At 67.9% G+C, this 19843-nt stretch carries 15 protein-coding genes; 6 read left to right on the forward strand and 9 right to left on the reverse strand.

Features of this window, described 5'->3' with window-relative positions:
* The first annotated feature begins 34 nt into the window (after positions 1-34).
* Together ASF80_RS03025 and ASF80_RS03030 are read left to right on the forward strand one after the other, a co-directional pair.
* On the forward strand, positions 35-1879 hold the full coding sequence (locus ASF80_RS03025; RefSeq protein ID WP_056307871.1) for a DEAD/DEAH box helicase: 1845 nt from the start codon (positions 35-37) through the stop codon (positions 1877-1879).
* Positions 1880-1890: 11 nt separating this feature from the next.
* Positions 1891-2346, forward strand: coding sequence for a GNAT family N-acetyltransferase (locus ASF80_RS03030; protein WP_056307873.1), 456 nt, complete (start codon positions 1891-1893; stop codon positions 2344-2346).
* A gap of 6 nt (positions 2347-2352) precedes the next feature.
* Here ASF80_RS03030 and ASF80_RS03035 read toward each other — a convergent pair whose 3' ends face one another.
* Genes ASF80_RS03035 through ASF80_RS03050 form a run of 4 tightly spaced genes read right to left on the reverse strand, consistent with a single transcriptional unit; the run spans position 2353 to position 7475 of the window.
* Positions 2353-2838 (reverse strand): hypothetical protein, encoded by a 486-nt coding sequence (locus tag ASF80_RS03035; RefSeq protein ID WP_056307875.1) that lies wholly within the window; start codon positions 2836-2838, stop codon positions 2353-2355.
* Positions 2835-5150 carry an NAD-dependent DNA ligase LigA gene (ligA, locus tag ASF80_RS03040; protein ID WP_056307877.1) on the reverse strand — a complete coding sequence of 772 codons (2316 nt, stop codon included), beginning with the start codon at positions 5148-5150 and terminating at the stop codon, positions 2835-2837. Before ligA ends, ASF80_RS03035 begins: the two co-directional genes overlap by 4 nt.
* 42 nt (positions 5151-5192) lie before the next feature.
* Positions 5193-6290 (reverse strand): tRNA 2-thiouridine(34) synthase MnmA, encoded by a 1098-nt coding sequence (gene mnmA / locus ASF80_RS03045; RefSeq protein WP_082488164.1) that lies wholly within the window; start codon positions 6288-6290, stop codon positions 5193-5195.
* Positions 6291-6299: 9 nt separating this feature from the next.
* A complete protein-coding gene (locus ASF80_RS03050; RefSeq protein ID WP_056307881.1) occupies positions 6300-7475 on the reverse strand; it encodes a cysteine desulfurase family protein in 1176 nt (391 codons plus the stop codon).
* Positions 7476-7569: 94 nt separating this feature from the next.
* On the opposite strand from ASF80_RS03050, the gene glgX reads away from it, so the two are divergent.
* The 3 genes from glgX (at position 7570) to glgB (ending at position 13983) form a co-directional block, all read left to right on the forward strand.
* Positions 7570-9642, forward strand: coding sequence for a glycogen debranching protein GlgX (gene glgX / locus ASF80_RS03055; protein WP_056307883.1), 2073 nt, complete (start codon positions 7570-7572; stop codon positions 9640-9642).
* Between the two features lie 76 nt (positions 9643-9718).
* Positions 9719-11782 (forward strand): alpha-1,4-glucan--maltose-1-phosphate maltosyltransferase, encoded by a 2064-nt coding sequence (locus ASF80_RS03060; protein ID WP_082488165.1) that lies wholly within the window; start codon positions 9719-9721, stop codon positions 11780-11782.
* A complete protein-coding gene (glgB, locus tag ASF80_RS03065) occupies positions 11779-13983 on the forward strand; it encodes a 1,4-alpha-glucan branching protein GlgB (RefSeq protein ID WP_056307885.1) in 2205 nt (734 codons plus the stop codon). Before ASF80_RS03060 ends, glgB begins: the two co-directional genes overlap by 4 nt.
* Before the next feature lie 18 nt (positions 13984-14001).
* Here the strand turns inward: glgB and ASF80_RS03070 are convergent, their stop codons facing one another.
* Entirely contained in the window at positions 14002-14934 is a 933-nt protein-coding gene (locus tag ASF80_RS03070) for a tetratricopeptide repeat protein (protein WP_056307887.1), read from the reverse strand.
* Positions 14931-16919, reverse strand: a complete 1989-nt coding sequence (locus tag ASF80_RS03075) for a hypothetical protein (protein ID WP_056307889.1) — start codon at positions 16917-16919, stop codon at positions 14931-14933. Before ASF80_RS03075 ends, ASF80_RS03070 begins: the two co-directional genes overlap by 4 nt.
* A gap of 177 nt (positions 16920-17096) precedes the next feature.
* Between ASF80_RS03075 and ASF80_RS03080 the strand changes: the two genes are divergently transcribed.
* Positions 17097-18158: an AI-2E family transporter gene (locus tag ASF80_RS03080; RefSeq protein WP_056307892.1), complete on the forward strand. Its 1062-nt coding sequence runs from the start codon at positions 17097-17099 to the stop codon at positions 18156-18158.
* Here the strand turns inward: ASF80_RS03080 and ASF80_RS03085 are convergent.
* Genes ASF80_RS03085 through ASF80_RS03095 form a run of 3 tightly spaced genes read right to left on the reverse strand, consistent with a single transcriptional unit; the run spans position 18155 to position 19818 of the window.
* Positions 18155-18868 (reverse strand): alpha/beta hydrolase, encoded by a 714-nt coding sequence (locus tag ASF80_RS03085; RefSeq protein WP_056311706.1) that lies wholly within the window; start codon positions 18866-18868, stop codon positions 18155-18157. The two genes, ASF80_RS03080 and ASF80_RS03085, sit on opposite strands and share 4 nt — an antisense overlap.
* Positions 18869-18870: 2 nt before the next feature.
* Positions 18871-19158, reverse strand: a complete 288-nt coding sequence (locus ASF80_RS03090; RefSeq protein WP_056307894.1) for a hypothetical protein — start codon at positions 19156-19158, stop codon at positions 18871-18873.
* Between the two features lie 9 nt (positions 19159-19167).
* Positions 19168-19818 carry a transglycosylase SLT domain-containing protein gene (locus tag ASF80_RS03095; protein WP_082488166.1) on the reverse strand — a complete coding sequence of 217 codons (651 nt, stop codon included), beginning with the start codon at positions 19816-19818 and terminating at the stop codon, positions 19168-19170.
* Positions 19819-19843: the final 25 nt, after the last annotated feature.

Below are 19843 nucleotides of genomic sequence, written 5' to 3' on the forward strand. Positions count from 1 at the left end.
GGCGCGGAATCCCGTGAAGCGCTACCCTTGGTCAGTGACTCCTGAAGACGCTGTGCCCACCGACGCCCCCGAGACCCCTGGATTCGAGGAGCTCGGCATCACCGGCCCCGTCCTCAAGGCCATCAAGGACCTCGGCTACGAGACCCCCTCCCCCATCCAAGCCGCGACGATCCCGACCCTGCTGTCCGGTCGCGATGTCGTCGGTATGGCGCAGACCGGAACGGGAAAGACCGCGGCCTTCGCGCTCCCCGTGCTCGAGCGCCTCGACGTTTCACAGAAGACCCCGCAGGCCCTCGTGCTCGCACCGACCCGCGAACTCGCCCTGCAGGTCTGCGAGGCCTTCGAGTCCTACGCCTCGAAGATGAAGGGCGTCCACGTCCTCCCCGTCTACGGCGGTCAGGGCTACGGCGTGCAGCTGTCGGCGCTGCGCCGCGGAGTGCACGTGATCGTCGGAACCCCCGGCCGCATCATGGACCACCTCGCCAAGGGCACCCTCGACCTGTCCCAGCTGCAGTACCTGGTGCTCGACGAGGCCGACGAGATGCTCAAGATGGGCTTCGCAGAGGACGTCGAGCAGATCCTCGCGCAGACGCCTGAAGAGAAGCAGGTCGCCCTGTTCTCGGCCACCATGCCCCCGCAGATCCGCCGTCTCGCGCAGAAGTACCTGCGCGAGCCCGAAGAGATCAGCATCAAGTCGAAGACCGCGACCGGCACGAACATCACCCAGCGCTATCTCGTGGTGTCGTACGCGCAGAAGGTCGACGCGCTCACCCGCATCCTCGAGGTCGAGAACTTCGACGGGATGATCGTGTTCGTCCGCACGAAGAACGAGACCGAGACGCTCGCCGAGAAGCTCCGCGCCCGCGGGTACTCCGCTGCGGCGATCAACGGCGATGTCCCCCAGGTGCAGCGCGAGCGCAGCGTCAACCAGCTCAAGGCGAGCAAGCTCGACATCCTCGTCGCGACCGATGTCGCGGCGCGCGGTCTCGACGTCGAGCGCATCAGCCACGTCGTCAACTTCGACATCCCGACGGACACCGAGTCCTACGTGCACCGCATCGGTCGCACGGGACGCGCCGGCCGCAGCGGAGACGCGATCAGCTTCATCACGCCGCGCGAGCGCTACCTGCTGAAGTCCATCGAGAAGGCCACGCGTCAGCAGCCCACGCAGATGCAGCTGCCGACTCTGGACGATGTGAACACCACACGTCTCACCAGGTTCGACGACGCGATCACGGCGGCTCTCGGCGATGCGGCACGGATCGAGAAGTTCCGCGACGTCATCGACCACTACGTGCGCAATCACGACGTGCCGGAGGCCGATGTGGCCGCTGCTCTCGCGGTCGTCGCACAGGGCGACACTCCGCTGCTGCTCGACCCGGCCGATGACCCGCTGTCGAAGGCCGTCGAGTACGACAATCGTCCGCCGCGTGAGAACAACAAGGGCGATCGTCGAGAGACCCGGGAGCCCCGCGAGCGTCGTGGGCGCGGCGACTACAAGCCGTACCGCATCGAGGTCGGCCGTCGTCATCGTGTCGAGCCCCGCCAGATCGTCGGCGCGCTCGCGAACGAGGGCGGTCTCGGCCGTGACGACTTCGGCGCCATCAACATCCGCCCGGACTTCACCGTCGTCGAACTGCCCGCGAACCTCGATTCGTCGGTGCTGGACAAGCTGAAGGACACCCGCATCTCGGGTCGCCTGATCGAGATCAAGCCCGACCGCGGACCGGGAGCCCGTCGCAACGACGGTCCTCGCGACGGCGCCCGTGGTGGGTTCGACCGCCGCGACGACCGCCCGCGATACGACCGGGACGAGCGCCCGGCTCGCAGTGATGAGCGAGGCGAGAAGCCGTTCCGCAAGCCCCGCCACAAGGACTGACAGGCACGCACGTGCACATCGAGCGCGCAGGCCCCGACGATGTTCGGGGCCTGGCGCGCGTGAAGTGGATCGACAGAGCCGCTGACGATGCCGGCGATGCGGAGTTCGACTCGTTCGTGACGGCTCTCTCATCCTGGTGGGACGACCACCGGGCCACGCACTCCGCGTTCGTCGCGCGGACGATCGACGACGAGATCGTCGGAGCCGCATGGGTCGCATTGCTCCCCCGCGTTCCGAGCCCTGGTGCGAGCAACCGCCTGTCGGCAGACATCCAGAGCGTCTTCGTGCTTCCCGAGCACCGTGGCGAAGGTGTGGCAACCGCTCTCGTCGATGCGGCGACAGCCCACGCGCACGGTGCCGGCGCATCCAGGGTCACCGTGCACTCGAGCGAACGCGCTGTCCCGGTCTATCGGAGGCTCGGGTTCGCCGGGTCGCCGAAGCTGCTCCAGCGCATCTCCGAAGCGTAGGCGTGGTCAGGACCCTGACGATCCGGTCGCCGCGCTGCGGGCGAGACGCGCCGCGACCTCGATGAGCGGTTCGGGCCGAGCCAGCAGGGATCGCTGGTCAGGGTGATCGATGAGGTGCTGCAGCAGCCTGTGGGCGCCGTCGACGGTGGGAGCCCAGTACCCGCCGACATGATGGCGGCTCAGCGGCGTGGTGGTCGACTCGCCGTCGATCACCACGTCGACCGTGCCGTCTTCCGGGTCCATTCCGAGATCTGAGAGAGCGAGGAACGTCAGCGCACCGATCACGATCGTGCTGACGAGACCCGGCAACCGGAAGCGCGTCACAGGGACGTCGAGAAGCACCCGCTCGATCTGGCCCCACGGAACGATCCCGCGGTTCTCGGTGCCGTCACGGAAGAGCACCGCGTCCGGTGTGAGACGCAGGTGGTGTCTTCCCGGATCGCCGACGGCCAGTGCACCCGGAACGACGATCAGCGGTCCGTAGCGCCTCATCCGAGCGCGTCCGGTCCTTCGGTCACGAGGATGTGGAACTGCGCCGCGTCGAGGATGCGGATGCCGAGCTCCTCCGCCTTGCCGAGCTTCGATCCGGCACCCGGCCCCGCCGCGACGAAGTCGGTCTTCTTCGACACGCTCGACGCCGCTTTGCCACCGGCCTTGATGATGGCCTCCTGTGCTCCGTCGCGCGTGTACCCGTCTAGTGAGCCGGTCGCCACGATCGTGAGCCCGTCGAGAACACCACCCTCGGCGATCGCAGCGCCCGGGCCAGGGTGACCCGGGGTCGCCCACTGCACGCCGGCTTCCGCCCACTGCCGCACGATCTCCTGATGCCAGTCCACGTCGAACCAGGCGAGCAGCGAGTCGGCGATTATTCCGCCGACCCCTTCGACGGCAGCAAGCTCTTCACGGGACGCCGCGCGGATCGCGTCGAGCGAACCGAACCACTGCGCGAGAGCTCGGGCGGCGACAGGCCCGACGTGGCGGATGTTCAACGAGACGAGAAGACGCCAGAGCTCCTTGGTCTTGGCCTTCTCGAGCTCGGCGAGAAGCGTGAGCGCCTGCGACGACGGCTGCGGACCCTCGAGACCCGACTTCTTCTCCGCCGCGCTGGGATTCCGGCGGAACGGTGCGCGCGTCTTGACGAGACCGTCGTCGTCTTCCTTGGGCAGACCGGTCTCGGCGTCGCGCACGAACAGCTCGATCGGCACGATCTCATCGAGGGTGAGGGCGAACAGACCCGCCTCGGTCTCGAGCGGAGGGACTTCCGGGAACGTCGGCTGCGTCAGAGCGGCGGCTGTGACCTCGCCGAGCGCCTCGACGTCGAGAGCGCCTCGTGATCCGATGTGCTCGACGCGCCCGCGTACCTGGGCGGGGCACGATCGCGCGTTCGGGCAGCGCAGATCGATGTCCCCCTCTTTCATCGCGCGGAGTGGCGTGCCGCACTCGGGGCAATCGACCGGCATCACGAACTCACGTTCGGTGCCGTCGCGTTTCTCGACGACCGGGCCGAGCACCTCGGGGATCACGTCGCCCGCTTTGCGCAGCACGACGGTGTCGCCGATCAGCACGCCCTTCGCCTTCACGACGTCTTTGTTGTGCAGAGTCGCCTGCCTGACCACGGATCCGGCGACGTGCGCAGGCGCCATCACCGCGAACGGCGTGGCGCGTCCCGTGCGCCCGACGGACACGACGATGTCGAGCAGCGTCGTCTGCACCTCTTCTGGCGGGTACTTGTACGCGATCGCCCAGCGAGGAGCGCGGCTCGTGGCACCGAGCTCGTCATGCAGCGAGAGTTCGTCGACCTTGACGACGATGCCATCCAGCTCATGCTCGATGTCATGGCGGTGCTCGCCGAAGTACTCGACGAACTCCGCGACCTCGTCGATGCTCGTGCAGACCTTGGTGTGCGGGCTCGTGGGCAACCCCCACTCGGCCAGCTGCTCGTATACCGCACTCTGCGCGGCGACCGGCGGGTTCTCCCACGCGCCGATGCCATGCACGTAGAGCGCGAGGGACTCGATCCGCAGCATCCCCGCTTCGAGCTCGAGCCCGTCCTTCTTGTCGATCTGCTGGCGCAGCCCGCCGCTCGCAGCGTTCCGAGGATTCGCGAACGCGGGGAAGCGTCGTGCCGCTGCTGTGCGCGCCTTCTCTTCGTCGAACGGCTTCTTCGTGCCGCCGCGCGCATCCCAGCGGGCCAGCGCGTCGGCATACGCGCGCTCGCGGAACGAGGCCTGCGCGGCGTTGAGCCGTTCGAAGGCGGCCACGGGGATGAAGACCTCACCGCGCACCTCGACGATCTCCGGGTGCCCCTCGCCTCGGAGTTCGAGGGGGATCTCGGGGAGACGCAGGGCGTTCTCGGTGACGATCTCGCCGACGCGTCCGTCGCCCCGTGTCGCCGCCGACGTCAGGCGTCCGTTCTCGTAGCGCAGATTGATGGCGAGGCCGTCGATCTTGAGCTCGGTGAGCCAGTCGACATCTCGCCCCGCCGAGGCGCGCGTCTTCGCCGCCCACTCGCGGAGTTCGTCGATCGAGAACACGTTGTCGAGACTCAGCATGCGCTCGGCGTGCTCGATGGTCGCGAGCCCTGTCGCCTCGGCCGCGCCCACCATCTGCGTCGGCGAATCCTGGCCCTGAAGCTCGGGATGCAGCCGCTCGAGCTCCTCGAGCCGGTGCATCCACCCGTCGTAGGTGAAGTCGTCCACGACGGAGGTGTCACGCCCGTAGTACGCGTCCTTCGCCTCGAGGATGCGAGTGGTCAGCTCGTCGGCTTCGATACGGGCGTCTTCCAGCGAGATGTTCTCCGGCACTCCGCCAGTCTACGAGCGGCCACCGACATCCCGAGGGAGGCGCTACGCGTCGACCGGTACCGCGGACACTGTGCGGTCGATCGTGAACTGGCCCAGCACGCGAGTGCCGACGTAGAGCACAGCCGTCTGGCCCGGAGCGACACCGTTGAGGGGCTCCTCGGGGACGACGCGCACGCCCTCGGCTGTGACGAACGCTCGAGCGGCCTCGGGCTCGGCGTGAGCGCGGATCTGCACCTCACAGTCGAACTCCGCCTCCACGGGCCCGGCACCAGCCCAGCTGAACCGCTCGCCCGAGATCTCGCGGATCGCGAGCGCCTCTTTGGGCCCCACCACCACCGTGTTCGAGACGGGGCGCACTTCGAGCACGAATCGCGGCTTGCCGTCAGCGGCCGGAACACCGAGCTTGAGTCCGCGACGCTGCCCCACGGTGAAGGCGTGCGCGCCCTCGTGCGCACCCACGACCTCGCCGGTCCGATCGACGATCTCACCGGTCGCCGTGCCCACCTTCTCGGCGAGCCAGCCGCGGGTGTCTCCATCGGGGATGAAGCAGATGTCATGACTGTCGGGCTTCTGCGCGACTGTCAGCCCGCGCTCCGCGGCCTCAGCCCGCACGACGGCCTTCGAGGGAGTCGTGCCGAGCGGGAAGTACGTGTGGGCGAGCTGCTCTGCCGTCAGCACTCCGAGCACGTACGACTGGTCCTTCGCGTTGTCCGCTGCGCGGTGCAGCTCGAGGCCGGCATCCGTCGGAATCAGGGTGGCGTAGTGCCCGGTGCACACCGCGTCGAAGCCGAGCTCGATCGCGCGCTCGAGCAAGGCGGCGAACTTGATCTTCTCGTTGCAGCGCATGCAGGGGTTCGGTGTGCGACCAGCCTGGTACTCGGACACGAAGTCGGCGATGACGTCTTCGCGGAAGCGCTCCGAGAAGTCCCAGACGTAGAAGGGGATGCCGAGGAGGTCGGCAGCACGTCGGGCATCGAGTGCGTCCTCGATGGTGCAGCATCCTCTGCTGCCCGTGCGCAGAGTCCCCCCGGCGCGGGACAGCGCGAGGTGCACGCCGACGACGTCGTGTCCGGCATCTACCGCGCGCGCGGCTGCCACGGCGGAGTCCACCCCACCACTCATGGCCGCAAGAATCCTCATGGATCCAGTCTACGAGCGTGCGGCTGAGCCGGAGCCGGATGCGCGGGAGAACGCCTCAGCGATCGATGAGAGGACCGCATCGACGTCGGCCTCGGTGGATGTGCGTCCGAGCGAGAAGCGGAGCACGCTGCGCGCATCCTGTTCGCTGCGGCCCATGGCCATGACCACGTGCGAAGGCTCTGCCACACCCGCCTGACATGCGGATCCGGTCGATGCCGCGATCCCTGCCATGTCGAGCAGGAAGAGCAGGCTCTCCCCCACTGCGCCGGGGAACAGGATGTGCGCGTTGCCCGGGAGCCTCTCCGCCCGGTCCCCGAGGACTTCGGCGGTCGGAACACGGGCGAGGATGCCGTCGACCAGTCGATCGCGCATCCCGCTCAACCGAGTGTTCTCCGTCAGTCGCTCCGCCTCGGCGAGCTCCAGTGCGACGGCGAACGCGGCGGCGCCCGCGACATCCTGGGTCCCCGCGCGGAGGCCGCGCTGCTGTGCGCCTCCGCGGAGGATGGCCGCGAGGCGCGCGGTGCGCGAGGTGACGAGGGCGCCGACACCGACGGGCGCGCCGATCTTATGACCGGCGACGCTCATCGCGACCAGTCCGACGGCGTCTGCGGCATCGCCGCGCAGGGCACGGAAGGACAACGGAACGTGTCCGAGTGCCGACACGGCATCGAGGTGCAGCGGAACCCGCGCGGCCGCGGCCGCTGAGGCCAGCACCGCGGCATCGTTGATGGTCCCGGACTCGTTGTTGGCGACCAGTGCGGTGGCCAGCGCCGCCCCCGGAAGCTGTGCGGCGAATGCGGCCGGATCGATCGCCGCCGTGCGATATACCGGAACAGCGCGCAGCAACGCTCCCGCCGCGACCAGCGCCTCCACCGTGTCCATGGTCGCGTGATGCTCGGCATCCGGCATCACGATCGCGTCGGTCCCAGCGGGGCGCGCCTGCCACAGCCCCTGCAGCGCGAGGTTGATCGACTCCGTTCCCCCGGACGTGAAGACCACCTCGATGGGATCGGACCCGAGCACCGCGGCGGCACGCTCCCGCGACTCCTCCAGCAGGCGCCTGGCGTCCTGCCCCGCTCCGTGCGTCGACGACGCGTTGCCGACGATCGCGCTCGCGTCCAGCCACGCCTCGCGCGCCTCCGGGCGCAGCGGGGTCGTGGCCGCGTGATCGAGATAGTGCTGCATCCCTCAACTCTCCCCCATTTTCGCCCGCTGGAGCGCACCTGGAACTGAGTGCATCGTGTCCTGAGACCCGAGCGCAGACCCCTATGGTGTATTCATGCCCGCGATCCGAGACATCACCGTGCCCGGCGGTACTGCACTCGACGACCTCGGCGTTCGCCTTCACGACGGCGTCGGAACCCTCCGCGTCTGGTCGCAGAACGCGTCGTCCATCGAGCTCGTCGTCTTCGATGCCACAGACCTCGACTGGGTGACCGATCAGGTCGACCTCGAGCGACTTCCCGGCGGTGTCTGGGAGGTCACGACCGAGCTGCTGCAGCCGGGCACCCGCTACGCGATCCGCGTCGGCGGACCGCACGGCCCCGGCAACACCTTCAACCCCGAGACCCTCCTCCTCGACCCGTATGCGCGCGGCCTCGCCCAGGGCGACGGCTACGAGGAGTGGCGATCCGTCGTGATCGTCGACGGCTTCGACTGGGGCGACTCGGTCAAGCCCCGCATCCCCCTCGATCGCACGGTCATCTACGAGGGTCATCTGAAGGGCCTCACCAAGCGTCAGCCAGACGTGCCCCCTGCACTGCACGGAACCTATGCGGGTCTCGCCCACCCCGCGATGATCGAGTACTTCCATGAACTCGGCATCACCTCGATCGAGTTGCTTCCGGTGCACGCGTTCGTGCCGGAGCCTCGTCTGCTCGAGCGCGGACTCACCAACTACTGGGGCTACAACACCCTCAACTTCTTCACTCCCCACAATGCGTACGCGACCGAGGACGCGCGAAAGGGCGGCCCCGAGGCCGTGCTCGCCGAGTTCAAGGGGATGGTGCGGCTGCTCCACGAGGCAGGGCTCGAGGTCATCCTCGACGTCGTGTACAACCACACATCGGAAGAGGGACTCGGAGGCCCTCGCTCGAGCCTGCGCGGGATCGACAATGCGGGCTATTACCGTCAGGATGCGTCCGGGGCGTACATCGACACCACCGGATGCGGCAACACGCTCGACACCTCGACGGATGCCGGCGCCCGCCTCGTACTCGACTCGCTGCGCTACTGGGCCCAGGAGATGCAGATCGACGGGTTCCGGTTCGATCTCGCCGCTGCCATCGCTCGCGACGGCTCGCACACCTACACCCCCGAGCACCCGCTGCTCGCGGCGATCGCCGACGATCCGATCCTGAAGGAGACGAAGCTCATCGCCGAGCCGTGGGACGTCGGTATGGGCGGGTGGCAGACGGGCAACTTCCCGAAGGGCTGGCTGGAGTGGAACGACCGCTACCGCGACCGCGTGCGCAACTTCTGGCTGAGTGACATCGACTATGCGCGCAGAGCGTCGGCGCCGGTCGGCATCGGTGGTTTCGCGACGCGTCTCGCCGGATCCTCGAACACCTTCGCCGACGAGCGCGGGCCGCTCGCGAGCATCAACTTCGTGACGGCGCACGACGGCTTCACCCTGCACGACCTCGTCTCGTACGACGTCAAGCACAATGAGGCGAACGGCGAGCACAACCGCGACGGCGCCGACATGAACCGTGCCTTCAACCACGGGATCGAGGGTCCGACGGACGATCCGGCCATCCTCGCGCCGCGACGCAAGGCGATGCGCAACCTGCTGGGCACGCTCCTGCTCTCAGCCGGTATCCCGATGCTCACCGCGGGCGACGAGGTCGGCCGCACGCAGCGGGGCAACAACAACGCCTATGCCCAGGACTCCGCGATGACCTGGCTCGGCTGGGACCCGGAGCCATGGCAGGAAGACCTGCGCGCCCACGTCAGCAGACTGATCGAGCTGCGCTCGGAGAACCCCGCTTTGCGACCGAGCAGGTACGCGCGACTGGGCGAACACATCCCGAACGCCTCCGTCATGGACTGGTTCGACCAGAACGGCGAGACGATGGAGAGCGAGCAGTGGACCGACCCGGGCAACCGCACGCTGCAGTATGTCGCCGCCTCCACTCCGGACCGTGAAGCGGCCAATCGCATCCTCCTGATCGTGCACGGCACGGAGTCGCCGATCGACGTGCGACTGCCCGAGGAACTCGAGGATGCGACCCGGTTCGTGTCGCTGTGGTCGAGCGCCGACGAGCGCCCCGGAGCCGACGGCGAGACGTTCGCGCCGGGGGACATCCTGCCGATCCCGGGAACCTCGATGAGGCTCTTCCGCGTCGAATGACGTGCGGCGCGCCGAAGCCTTCCGCTCGCTACCCGCGGTGCGTCGGTAGCGGTACATTCGGGGGGTGGCCGCACGAATGAGCAGCACCAGTCCTCAGGCTCTCCGGAGTCCCGCTCAGATCCCTCTGCGTCCGCTGGGCGTCGTGTCGGACGGTGACTCGCTCCGCGCCACGCGCATTCCGCTGGTGGACGGGAGACCTGCTGTTCCCGGCGGGTTCTCACCCAAGGCCTTCGTGGGAGAGGTCGTACCCTTCAGCGTCGTCGCCTTCCGCGAGGGTCACGACCTGATCGGTGTGCAGCTGCGGCTGACGTCGCCTGACGGCGAGGAGTCGCTCCATCGCCTCTCCCCGCTGCTGGACGGAACCGACCGGTGGAGTGCCGAGGTCGCGCTCGACGCCCAGGGCAGATGGACGTTCCGCTTCGAGGCGTTCTCCGACGACTTCGCGACCTGGGCCCATGCCGCCGAGCTCAAGGTGGCCGCCGGTGTGGACGTGCCGGTCATGGCCGCACTCGGTGCCGAGCTCCTCAGCCGCGCCGCCGCGGAGAAGGACCGCCCTCTTGCACAGCGCAAGCGCCTCGCCGCTGATTCCACCGCGCTTCTGCAAGGAGACGGTGCGACCACGATCGCCCTGTCGACGGACGCGGAGCTTGCTCGGGTATTCCTCGAGCGGCCGCTGACGACGCTGCGCTCGATGTCCGCGGCGCATACCCTGCTCGTCGAGAGGACCGCCGCGGGGGTCGGCGCCTGGTACGAGTTCTTCCCCCGCTCCGAGGGCGCCAGACGGCTGAAGGACGGCACGATCAAGAGCGGCACGTTCCGCACCGCGACGAAGCGGCTTCCGGCCGTCGCCGCGATGGGGTTCGATGTGATCTACCTGGTCCCGATCCATCCGATCGGGATCACCAACCGCAAGGGGCGCAACAACACCCTGACCACCGAGCCCGAAGACCCCGGCTCCCCCTACGCGATCGGTGCCGTGGAGGGCGGTCATGACGCCATCCACCCCGATCTCGGCAAGCCGACCGACTTCCGCGCCTTCGTGCGTGCGGCCCGGGGCGAGGGGCTGGAGGTCGCCCTCGATCTTGCTCTGCAGGCGTCTCCTGACCACCCGTGGGTCGCCGAGCATCCGGAGTGGTTCACGACCCTCCCCGACGGAACGGTCGCGTATGCCGAGAATCCGCCGAAGAAGTACCAGGACATCTACCCGCTGAACTTCGACAACGACCCGGCCGGCATCTACCAGGAGATGCTCCGGATCGTGCAGCACTGGGTGCGAGAGGGCGTGAAGATCTTCCGTGTCGACAATCCGCACACCAAGCCGCTGCAGTTCTGGGAGTGGCTGATCGCCACCGTGAACGCCGCCGACCCCGATGTGATCTTCCTCGCCGAGGCCTTCACCCGACCCGCCGTCATGCGAGCCCTGGCCGCGGTCGGTTTCCAGCAGAGCTACAGCTACTTCACGTGGCGCAACACCAAGGCCGAACTCGAGGAGTTCCTCACGACCGTGTCGCAGGAGACCAGCGATTACATGCGGCCGAACCTCTTCGTGAACACCCACGACATACTCACCGAGTACCTGCAGTTCGGGGGGCGTGCCGCATACCGCATCCGCGCCTGCATCGGTGCGACCGCTGCCCCCGTGTACGGCGTGTACGCCGGTTACGAGCTCTTCGAGAACGTCGCCCGTCCGGGGTCCGAGGAGAACATCGACAACGAGAAGTACGAGTACAAGCTTCGCGACTGGGAGGGAGCCGAAGCCGCCGGCGACTCGCTCGCTCCCCTTCTGCGTCGCCTGAACGAGATCCGACGCGTGCACCCGGCTCTCCGTCAACTGCGCAATCTCTCGGTCCACTGGAGCGATGACGACTCGGTGCTCGTCTACAGCAAGCATCTCGATGCCGCGTTCACGGGGACGGGCGTCGCGGACACCCTCATCGTGGTCGCCAACGTCGATCCCCACTCGGTGCGGGAGACCACGGTCCACCTCGACACCACGATCTGGGGCGTTCCTCTGGGCGAGTCCTTCGAAGTCGAGGACCTCCTCACCGGAGCCGTCTGGACATGGGCAGATCACAACTACGTGCGGCTCGACGCCTTCGCCGAGCCGGTGCACATCCTGAAGGTGAGGAAGCGTTCATGAGCTACCTGGAAGATGCGACGACGTCGTCGGACTGGACCGCGGTGGCGGCAGGCTCCCACCACGACCCGCACTCGGTGCTCGGGTCGCACCCGTTCACCGACGCGAGCGACCGCACCGTCACCGTGATCCGCGCTCGTCGTCCGCTCGCGGCATCCGTGGCTGCAGTGTTCGGCGACGGCACCCGCCTGGAGTTGAACCACGTAGCACACGGCATCTGGGAAGGGCATCATGACGGCTCCCCTGTGCCGTACCGGATCGCGACCGCGTACGGCGACGACGCCGAGACCGTCAGCGGCGACCCGTACCGGCATCTCCCGACGCTGGGCGACATCGATGTGCATCTGATCGCCGAGGGGCGCCATGAGCGCCTCTGGCAGGTGCTGGGCGCGCATCCTCGCGTCGTGGAGGGCGACGCAGGCGTGGCCTTCGCCGTGTGGGCTCCCAATGCCACCGCCGTTCGCGTGGTCGGTGACCACAACGGGTGGAACGGCGAGCCCCACGCCATGCGCTCGATGGGTGTGAGCGGGATCTGGGAGCTGTTCATCCCGGATCTCCCGGTCGGCACGACCTACAAGTACGAGATCAGGACGCGCGACGGTGCGTGGATCTTCAAGGCGGATCCGATGGCCCAGGCCGCGCAGGTCCCGCCGGAGACCGCATCCGTGGTCACCGAGTCGACCTACGCCTGGTCGGATGGCGCCTGGATGACCCGCAGGGCGGCGACCCATGCGGTCGCTCAGCCGCTGTCGGTGTACGAGGTGCATCTGGGCTCCTGGCGAGGCGGACTGAGCTATCGGGATGCTGCTGAGCCTCTCATCGCCCACGTCGAGGAGGCCGGCTTCACCCATGTGGAGTTCATGCCGCTCGCCGAACACCCGTTCGGCGGCTCCTGGGGCTACCAGGTGAGTGGCTACTACGCGGCGACGAGCCGCTTCGGCAGCCCGGACGATCTGCGCTACCTGATCGACCGCCTGCACCAGGCCGGCATCGGCGTGATCATGGACTGGGTCCCCGGCCATTTCCCGAAGGATGCGTTCGCGCTGGCGCGATTCGACGGCCAGCCGCTCTACGAGCACCCGGATCCCCGACGGGGCGAGCACCAGGACTGGGGCACGCTCATCTTCGACTACGGGCGCCCGGAGGTGCGAGGATTCCTCGTCGCGAACGCGCTGTTCTGGCTGAGCGAGTTCCATGTCGACGGTCTTCGCGTCGACGCCGTCGCCTCGATGCTCTACCTCGACTACTCCCGTAACGACGGCGAATGGGAACCCAACATCCACGGCGGGCGCGAGAACCTCGAGGCGATCCGATTCCTGCAGGAAGTCAATGCGACCGCCTATCGCGTGCACCCCGGCGTGCTGATGATCGCCGAGGAGTCGACGAGTTTCCCCGGTGTCACCGCTCCGACCGATCATGCCGGTCTCGGCTTCGGTTTCAAGTGGAACATGGGCTGGATGAACGACTCGCTGCAGTACATCGAGCGAGACCCGATGTATCGCGCGCACCATGAAGGCGAGATGACGTTCTCCTTCGTGTACGCGTTCGGCGAGAACTACCTGCTGCCGATCAGCCATGACGAGGTCGTGCACGGCAAAGGCAGTCTGCTCGCGAAGATGCCAGGGGATCACTGGCACAAGCTCGCGAACGTGCGCGCCTACCTGGGGTACATGTGGGGGCACCCGGGCAAGAAGCTGCTGTTCATGGGACAGGAGTTCGGCCAGCTCGCAGAGTGGTCCGAGTCACGTGAACTGGACTGGTGGCTGCTCGATCAGCCGTCCCATGCCCAGCTGCAGAGCTTCGTCGGGCAGCTCAACCGCACCTATCGTGCGCAGGCTCCGCTCTGGGAGCGCGACAACGACGGCTCGTCGTTCTCGCGCCTCGGTGCCCCCAGCTGGGATCCGAACGTGATCGCGTTCGAACGCCGCGACGCCCACGGCGGCCGACTGGTCGTGATCAGCAACTTCGCCGGCGTCGAGCGCAGCGGATATCGCCTCGCTCTGCCCAGCGCGGGAATCTGGCAGGAGATCCTCAACACGGATGCCGCAGAATACGGCGGACGAGGTTCAGGCAACCTGGGCGTGGTCGTCGCCGACGCCGCAGACGGCGGCACCCCGACGGCGACGATGACGCTCCCTGCGCTGTCGACGATCTGGCTCCGCCATCAGAGCGACCCGCACGTGCCGACGATCAGCCACGGCTGACCGCAGCGCGCCGGGCGGTCAGAACAACAGCGACGAGAGCCGGTTGCGTGCCGCGATGACACGCGGATCGGCCGTGCCGATGAGACCGAACAGTTCGATGAGCCGCTCACGAACCGGCGTGCGCTGGTCCGAGGGAAGCTGAGCGAACAGGTCGAGAAGGCGTCCGAATGCATCGTCGACATGCCCGCCCGCGAGATCGAGATCAGCGACATCGAACTGCGCCTGCACGTCGAGCGGACCGGCTGCGGCGGCTGCCCGGGCGTCCTGCAGATCGAGCTTCTGCACACGATCGAGCAGACGCACCTGGCCGAGACCGGCGATCGCGTCCTCGTCACGAGGATTCTCGGCGAGGGCCTTCTCGTAGGCGACGATCGCTGCAGCGTAGTCGCCGAGCTCGATCGCGGCAAAGGCCTCCGCGTGCAGCGGCGGCAGGGGCGGCTCCTCGGCGGACTCCTCGGTCGCCGCAGGTGCCTCTCCGACGTCGAGCGAGCCGGTGACACCGTTCTGCGCGGCGAGCTGGAGCAGCTGCGCGAAGACTTCGCGGACCTGCTGCTCGGGAACGGCTCCGGTGAACATCGGAACCGGCTGCCCCGCGATGAGGGCGACCACCATCGGGATCGACTGTGCACGGAAGCCCTGCGCGAGCTGTGGATTCGCGTCGACGTCGACCTTGGCGAGCAGCACCTTGCCGCCGAGCTCGCGCGTCACCTTCTCGATGATGGGGCTCAGCTGCTTGCAGGGTCCACACCACTCGGCCCACAGGTCGACGACCACGGGAACGGTGCGCGAGAGCTCGAGGATCTGACCGAACGATTCGTCGGTCGCATCGACCACCACATCAGCGACACCCGCCGCGGGAGCGGGCGCTCCGGCCGGGGGCGCCGCCGGCCGGTTGCGGAGCGTGGAGAGGTCGACGGCTCCTCGGAGCGCGGCAGGAGAGATATCGGTCACTTGATCACCTCGACGGAGAGAAGGTCCTGGCGCACGGCCAGGAGCCGGATCTGCTCCGTCGAGCCCTGGGCGGGGACGGAGAAGAACAACTGGAATTCGTACTTGGTCGTCACGCCCTTGGCGGACTCGGTGACACCGGTCAGCGCCTTCGCCTGGGCGTTGTCACCGAAACGGATCACCGCATCCGCAGATGTCGGCGTGACCGTCTCGGTGTCGACCAGAGAGACGGCCACGATGGCACCGCTGCCCAGAGTGGTCATCGACACGGGGGCGGAGTCCGCCGGTGCGATGTCGAAGGCCGTCTGCGACGTCGCGGCCGCGCCGTTGTCCGCGAGGTTCTGCACAACAGCCTGGCGGCTGTCGCGGATCGACTTCGCGAGGTTCTGCGAGATCTCGTCGAACAGCCCGTACGACGCGCTCTGCTCTCCTGCATCGACGACGTCCGAGAACGTCGCGGCCAGTTCACCCGGCGGCAGACTGAGGAAGGCGGAGTCGTCCGGGACCAGCGAGGTTCCGAGCCACGGAGCAGCCACCTCGGGGAAGACGGCGTCGGCCGACATCTCGGCCATGTTGTTGACCTTGTAGTTGGACCAGGGGTCCTGCTGGGTCATCGTCAGCACGACCGGGGGAACCGTGTCATCGCCGTCGCTCTTCGAGAGGAGAAGGACGGTACGAGGCCAGCGGTCGGTCGCCTCGGGCAGAATGACCTCGACATCATCGGTCGGGATGGCCGCGGGCACGGCGGTGTCGGGAACCGCGGTGCGGAGGGCGTACTCGGTCTTGCGAGCCGTCAGCGCCGGACCGTCGAGACGCGTTCCCGCCAGATCGATGTCCATGGCTGCATCGGCATCCGAGAGCGTCGCCGAAACATCCTGAAGGATGCGCTTGGCCTGGGCCTCGGTCACTGCCGGAGGCTTCTGGTTCTCGGGAGCGATCACGGTCGCGCTGGGCGAGGGACTGGGCGTCCCTTCACCGAACTGCGGCCAGGAGTCGGCCGAACATCCGGTCGCCAGAAGCGCGGTCAGCGCGAGAGCCGGGATAGCGATCATGCGTCGTCTGCGGGGCGGCGGCGTGGCGCGCATCTCGGTCTTGCGGTCACCGGCTGCGTCATCCTCGGTCGCCGAGCCACCCGCTCCGTTGCCCTGCACGGCCTCGGCATCCTCGGAGTGATCAGCGGGAGCGGTTCCCGTGTCTGATGCCTTCGACGAGGATTCCTCGATCGCCTTCCGCTCCGACGGCGGCAGCTGGGCCACATCGATCGGCTCTGTCGCGGGAAGAGGCCCTGGACCCTTGCGCCGGGGGCCGCGGCCGCGACGCTGGTGGCGGATGCCGAGCACGTACAGGACGAGCCCGACCAGGAGCACGGCGGCCCCGGCTGCCATCAGCGGACCCGCCAGAGGCGTCGACGTGTCGAGCGGCCAGGAGACGACGATGTCGTCAGGTGCATCGGCGGTGCCGTCGTGGGCGATGAGAAGGCTGACGCCTTCGGGGAGCTGCATGTCGGCGATCAGCGCGTCGGTGTCGGTGAACGAGTCGAGCCAGAGATCCGACCCGACCGGACTGCGCCCGGCATCGACTGCCGCACCGTCGTCTGCGGGCGTCTCTTCTGGAGCCGGGGTCGCCTCGGGGGCGTCCGTACTCGTGTCGTCGTCACCTGCCGCAGCTGCGTCCACGAGCTCGACATCGAGCTCGCCGTCCTTGCCGACGGTGACGTGGTTGTACGAGGCGTCAGCCAGCCACGCCTCCATGTCGGCGGTCCGACCGTATGCGGCGAAGATGTCGCCATCGCCACGGACGAGCAGGGTCTGAGCGCCCGGGTGCTCCCTCAGGACGTCGCCGTCCATGAGCACATAGGGCGCCGGTTCTTCCACGGCGACCGAAGTCTCCTGGGTCGACGGACCCATGAAAACGGTTCGCTGCGCGATGCCCGCAGCGATCAGTCCCGCAGCCAGCACGAAGGCCACGACGGCCCATACGAAACGCACGAATAGTCTCCTCACGCAACCCGGACGAGCGCCCGAGTCACAACACTCGACATTTCAGACTAGCGAAATCACCTGTGTGTTGCCCACGAGGGCATGCCCGATCGTCCCGGCACGTCGTGACGATCAGGCATCGCCCGGTCGATAACCTTGCATCACCCGCATCTCCGAGGAGCACCGATGAAGATCCACAACCCGTTCCGCACCGCCCTCGTGGCGACGCTCGGCGTGGGGCTGGGAATCCTGCTGATCGGAAGCGTCGAGAGCCTGTCGACGGTGCTGCTCTACGTCGGCACGGCGCTGTTCCTCAGCCTCGGTCTCGACCCGCTGGTGTCGTTCCTCGAGCGCAAGAGGCTTCCTCGCTGGCTCGCGGTGCTGATCACGATCCTGGCCGTCCTCGGCATCTTCGCGGGCATCATCCTGATCGTCATCCCGGTGCTCGTCGACCAGATCTCGCAGCTGATCGCCCAGATCACGGCCATCGTCCAGCGCGGCACCTTCCTCGCGGATCTCCGGGAGTGGATGGTCGACACCTTCCCCAACCTCAAAGTGGACGACGTGTTCGCCTACGTGACGAACTGGCTCGAGACGAACCTCACCCAGATCGGCGGGTCCATCGGGCAGAGCGTCCTCGCAGCCAGCGGCGCGGTCGTCAGCGGACTCTTCGGGGCGTTCATCGTCCTGATCCTCACGATCTACCTGACGGCCTCCACGCCCTCGCTGAAGCGAGCGGTGTACCAGCTCGCCCCCGCGTCGAAGCGGGAGCGCTTCATCGATCTCGCCGAGCAGATCACGGACTCGGTCGGGTACTACGTCATGGGTCAGGTGACGCAGGGCGTCATCAACGGCGTCCTGAGCATGATCTTCCTGACGATCATCGATGCGCCGTTCCCTGCCGTGCTCGCGGTCGTGGCCTTCTTCTTCTCGCTGATCCCGCTCGTGGGCACCCTGACGGGGTCGACGATCATCGTGCTCGTCTGCCTCATCCCCGGCCTCGGGTCCCCCGCCACCGCGATCGCGGCGGCGATCTACTACCTGATCTACATGCAGATCGAGGCCTACGTGATCTCCCCGAGGATCATGAGCCGAGCCGTGTCGGTTCCCGGAGCCGTCGTGGTGGTCGCCGCGCTGGCGGGAGGAAGCCTTCTGGGGCTTCTGGGCGCCCTCATCGCGATCCCGGTCGCCGCCAGCATCCTGATCCTCTACCGCCAGGTGCTGATCCCCCGGATGAACGAGCTCTAAGCGACCGGCCACTCGTTCGGCAACGGCAGCGCGGCAGGATTCACTGCCGCGACGATCTCGGTGAGGACGCGCCGGGTCTGGCTCTCCCCCACCCAGAGATGCTTGCCGCCCTCGACCGCGATCAGGTTCGCATGCGGGATCGCCGCGAAGCGCTCCCGCGCCTCGGCCGGACGGAGATAGTCGTCGAGCTCGGGAACCAGGATGACGACCTCCACGTCGTCGCCCGCCCATGCCGCCACCTCGGCCTCCGTCGCACGATGGAGGGGCGGCGACAGGAGGATGATCCCCTCGACATCGTGCTGTCGCCCGTACTTGAGGGCGAGCTCCGTGCCGAAGGACCAGCCGAGCAGCCAGGGGCGCGGAAGGCCGCGCTCACGGACGAAGTCCATCGCCGCGGCGACGTCGAACTGCTCCGCCGCTCCCCCGTCGAACGCACCGTCGCTCGTTCCCCGAGGCGACGTCGTTCCGCGCGTGTTGAATCGCAGGACGGCGAGGTCGGCCAATGCAGGAAGCCGTGCGGCCGCCTTGCGGATGATGTGCGAGTCCATGAAGCCACCCGCCGTCGGCAGCGGGTGGAGCGTCACGAGCGTCGCGACCGGATCGGATGACTCCGGCACCGCCAGTTCTCCGACGAGTGTCAGTTCGTCCGCCGTCTGCAGCACGATGTCCTCGCGTCGAGCAGGAAGCTCGAGCGGTCCACGGATCTCGATGCTCACGCAATCCTCCAACAGTGTGTGTGCCAATGCCGCCGGGCGGCGAGGTCTGCGGCGTCACCGAGCACGCCGTCCGCGCGCCAGATCACGAGATGGGCGGTGCCCGGCGCGACGGTGCGTCCGCAGCCGGGGCAGATGTAGTCCTTGAGCGCCTGTGCCGCCGATACCGGCTGAACGGTCCACTCCGAGCCCCGGCGCACCTCCGTGCGCTTCCAGGACGCGAGAAGACGATCGAGTGAGTCCTCGGTGTCAGGGCGCGCCGGACGGCGTTTGCGGGAGCGGGCCATGACGGCCGCTCACCACCAGTGGTTGTTCGTCCAGAAGGCGTGCGCGCCTGCCCAGCTGCCGTATCGTCCGGTCGCATAGCCCGTCGCCCAGCGCAGGTTGTCGACCGGGTCGTATCCGTTGCCCGGGACCTTGCTGCAGGGCAGCGCCTGGACGAGACCGCACGCACCCGACGACTTGTTCGTCGCGTTGGGGTTCCATCCGCTCTCACGCGAGACGATGTAGTCGACGTAACCCCAGTCGGACTCGGCGATGCCGGCAGCGGCCATCCACTCGGCAGGAGCTCCCCCGCCTGTGTAGAAGAGCGGTGCAGCGCTGGTCGGCTTCGAGGAGGACGCCGTCGTCGGTGTCGGCGTCGGTGTCGGCTTCGGCGTCACGTAAACCGAGAAGGTCCCTCGCTGGATGGGCGCGATAGCCGCGCCCTCGACCGAGACGGTGAGGTTCTGGGTCTCGGAGAGCGCCACAGAGTACGCCGACTCCGGGCTGGCCTCAGCAGGCTGCTCGGCGAGGGCGACACCCGTCGGGGCGACCATCGCCGCCGCAAAACCGACCACCGCGAGAGCGCTGAAGAAGCCCACGACGCCGCGGCGGCGGCTGCCCTTGCGCGCCGAAAGCGTCGCCGATGCGGGCACAGGCGTGACGTCGTTTCGCTGGGGGGTCATGTCGTTTCGGGAGTTCACGATGAGA

This window comes from Microbacterium sp. Leaf159 (assembly GCF_001423615.1).
Taxonomy (GTDB): Bacteria; Actinomycetota; Actinomycetes; order Actinomycetales; family Microbacteriaceae; genus Microbacterium.

Coding starts and splice junctions, on each gene's coding strand:
- ASF80_RS03060 (WP_082488165.1), top strand. CDS start 9,719: ATGAGCAGCACCAGTCCTCAGGCTCTCCGGAGTCCCGCTCAGATCCCT.
- glgB (WP_056307885.1), top strand. CDS start 11,779: ATGAGCTACCTGGAAGATGCGACGACGTCGTCGGACTGGACCGCGGTG.
- ASF80_RS03035 (WP_056307875.1), bottom strand. CDS start 2,838: ATGAGGCGCTACGGACCGCTGATCGTCGTTCCGGGTGCACTGGCCGTC.
- ASF80_RS03095 (WP_082488166.1), bottom strand. CDS start 19,818: ATGACCCCCCAGCGAAACGACGTCACGCCTGTGCCCGCATCGGCGACG.
- glgX (WP_056307883.1), top strand. CDS start 7,570: ATGCCCGCGATCCGAGACATCACCGTGCCCGGCGGTACTGCACTCGAC.
- mnmA (WP_082488164.1), bottom strand. CDS start 6,290: ATGAGGATTCTTGCGGCCATGAGTGGTGGGGTGGACTCCGCCGTGGCA.
- ASF80_RS03080 (WP_056307892.1), top strand. CDS start 17,097: ATGAAGATCCACAACCCGTTCCGCACCGCCCTCGTGGCGACGCTCGGC.
- ASF80_RS03050 (WP_056307881.1), bottom strand. CDS start 7,475: ATGCAGCACTATCTCGATCACGCGGCCACGACCCCGCTGCGCCCGGAG.
- ASF80_RS03090 (WP_056307894.1), bottom strand. CDS start 19,158: ATGGCCCGCTCCCGCAAACGCCGTCCGGCGCGCCCTGACACCGAGGAC.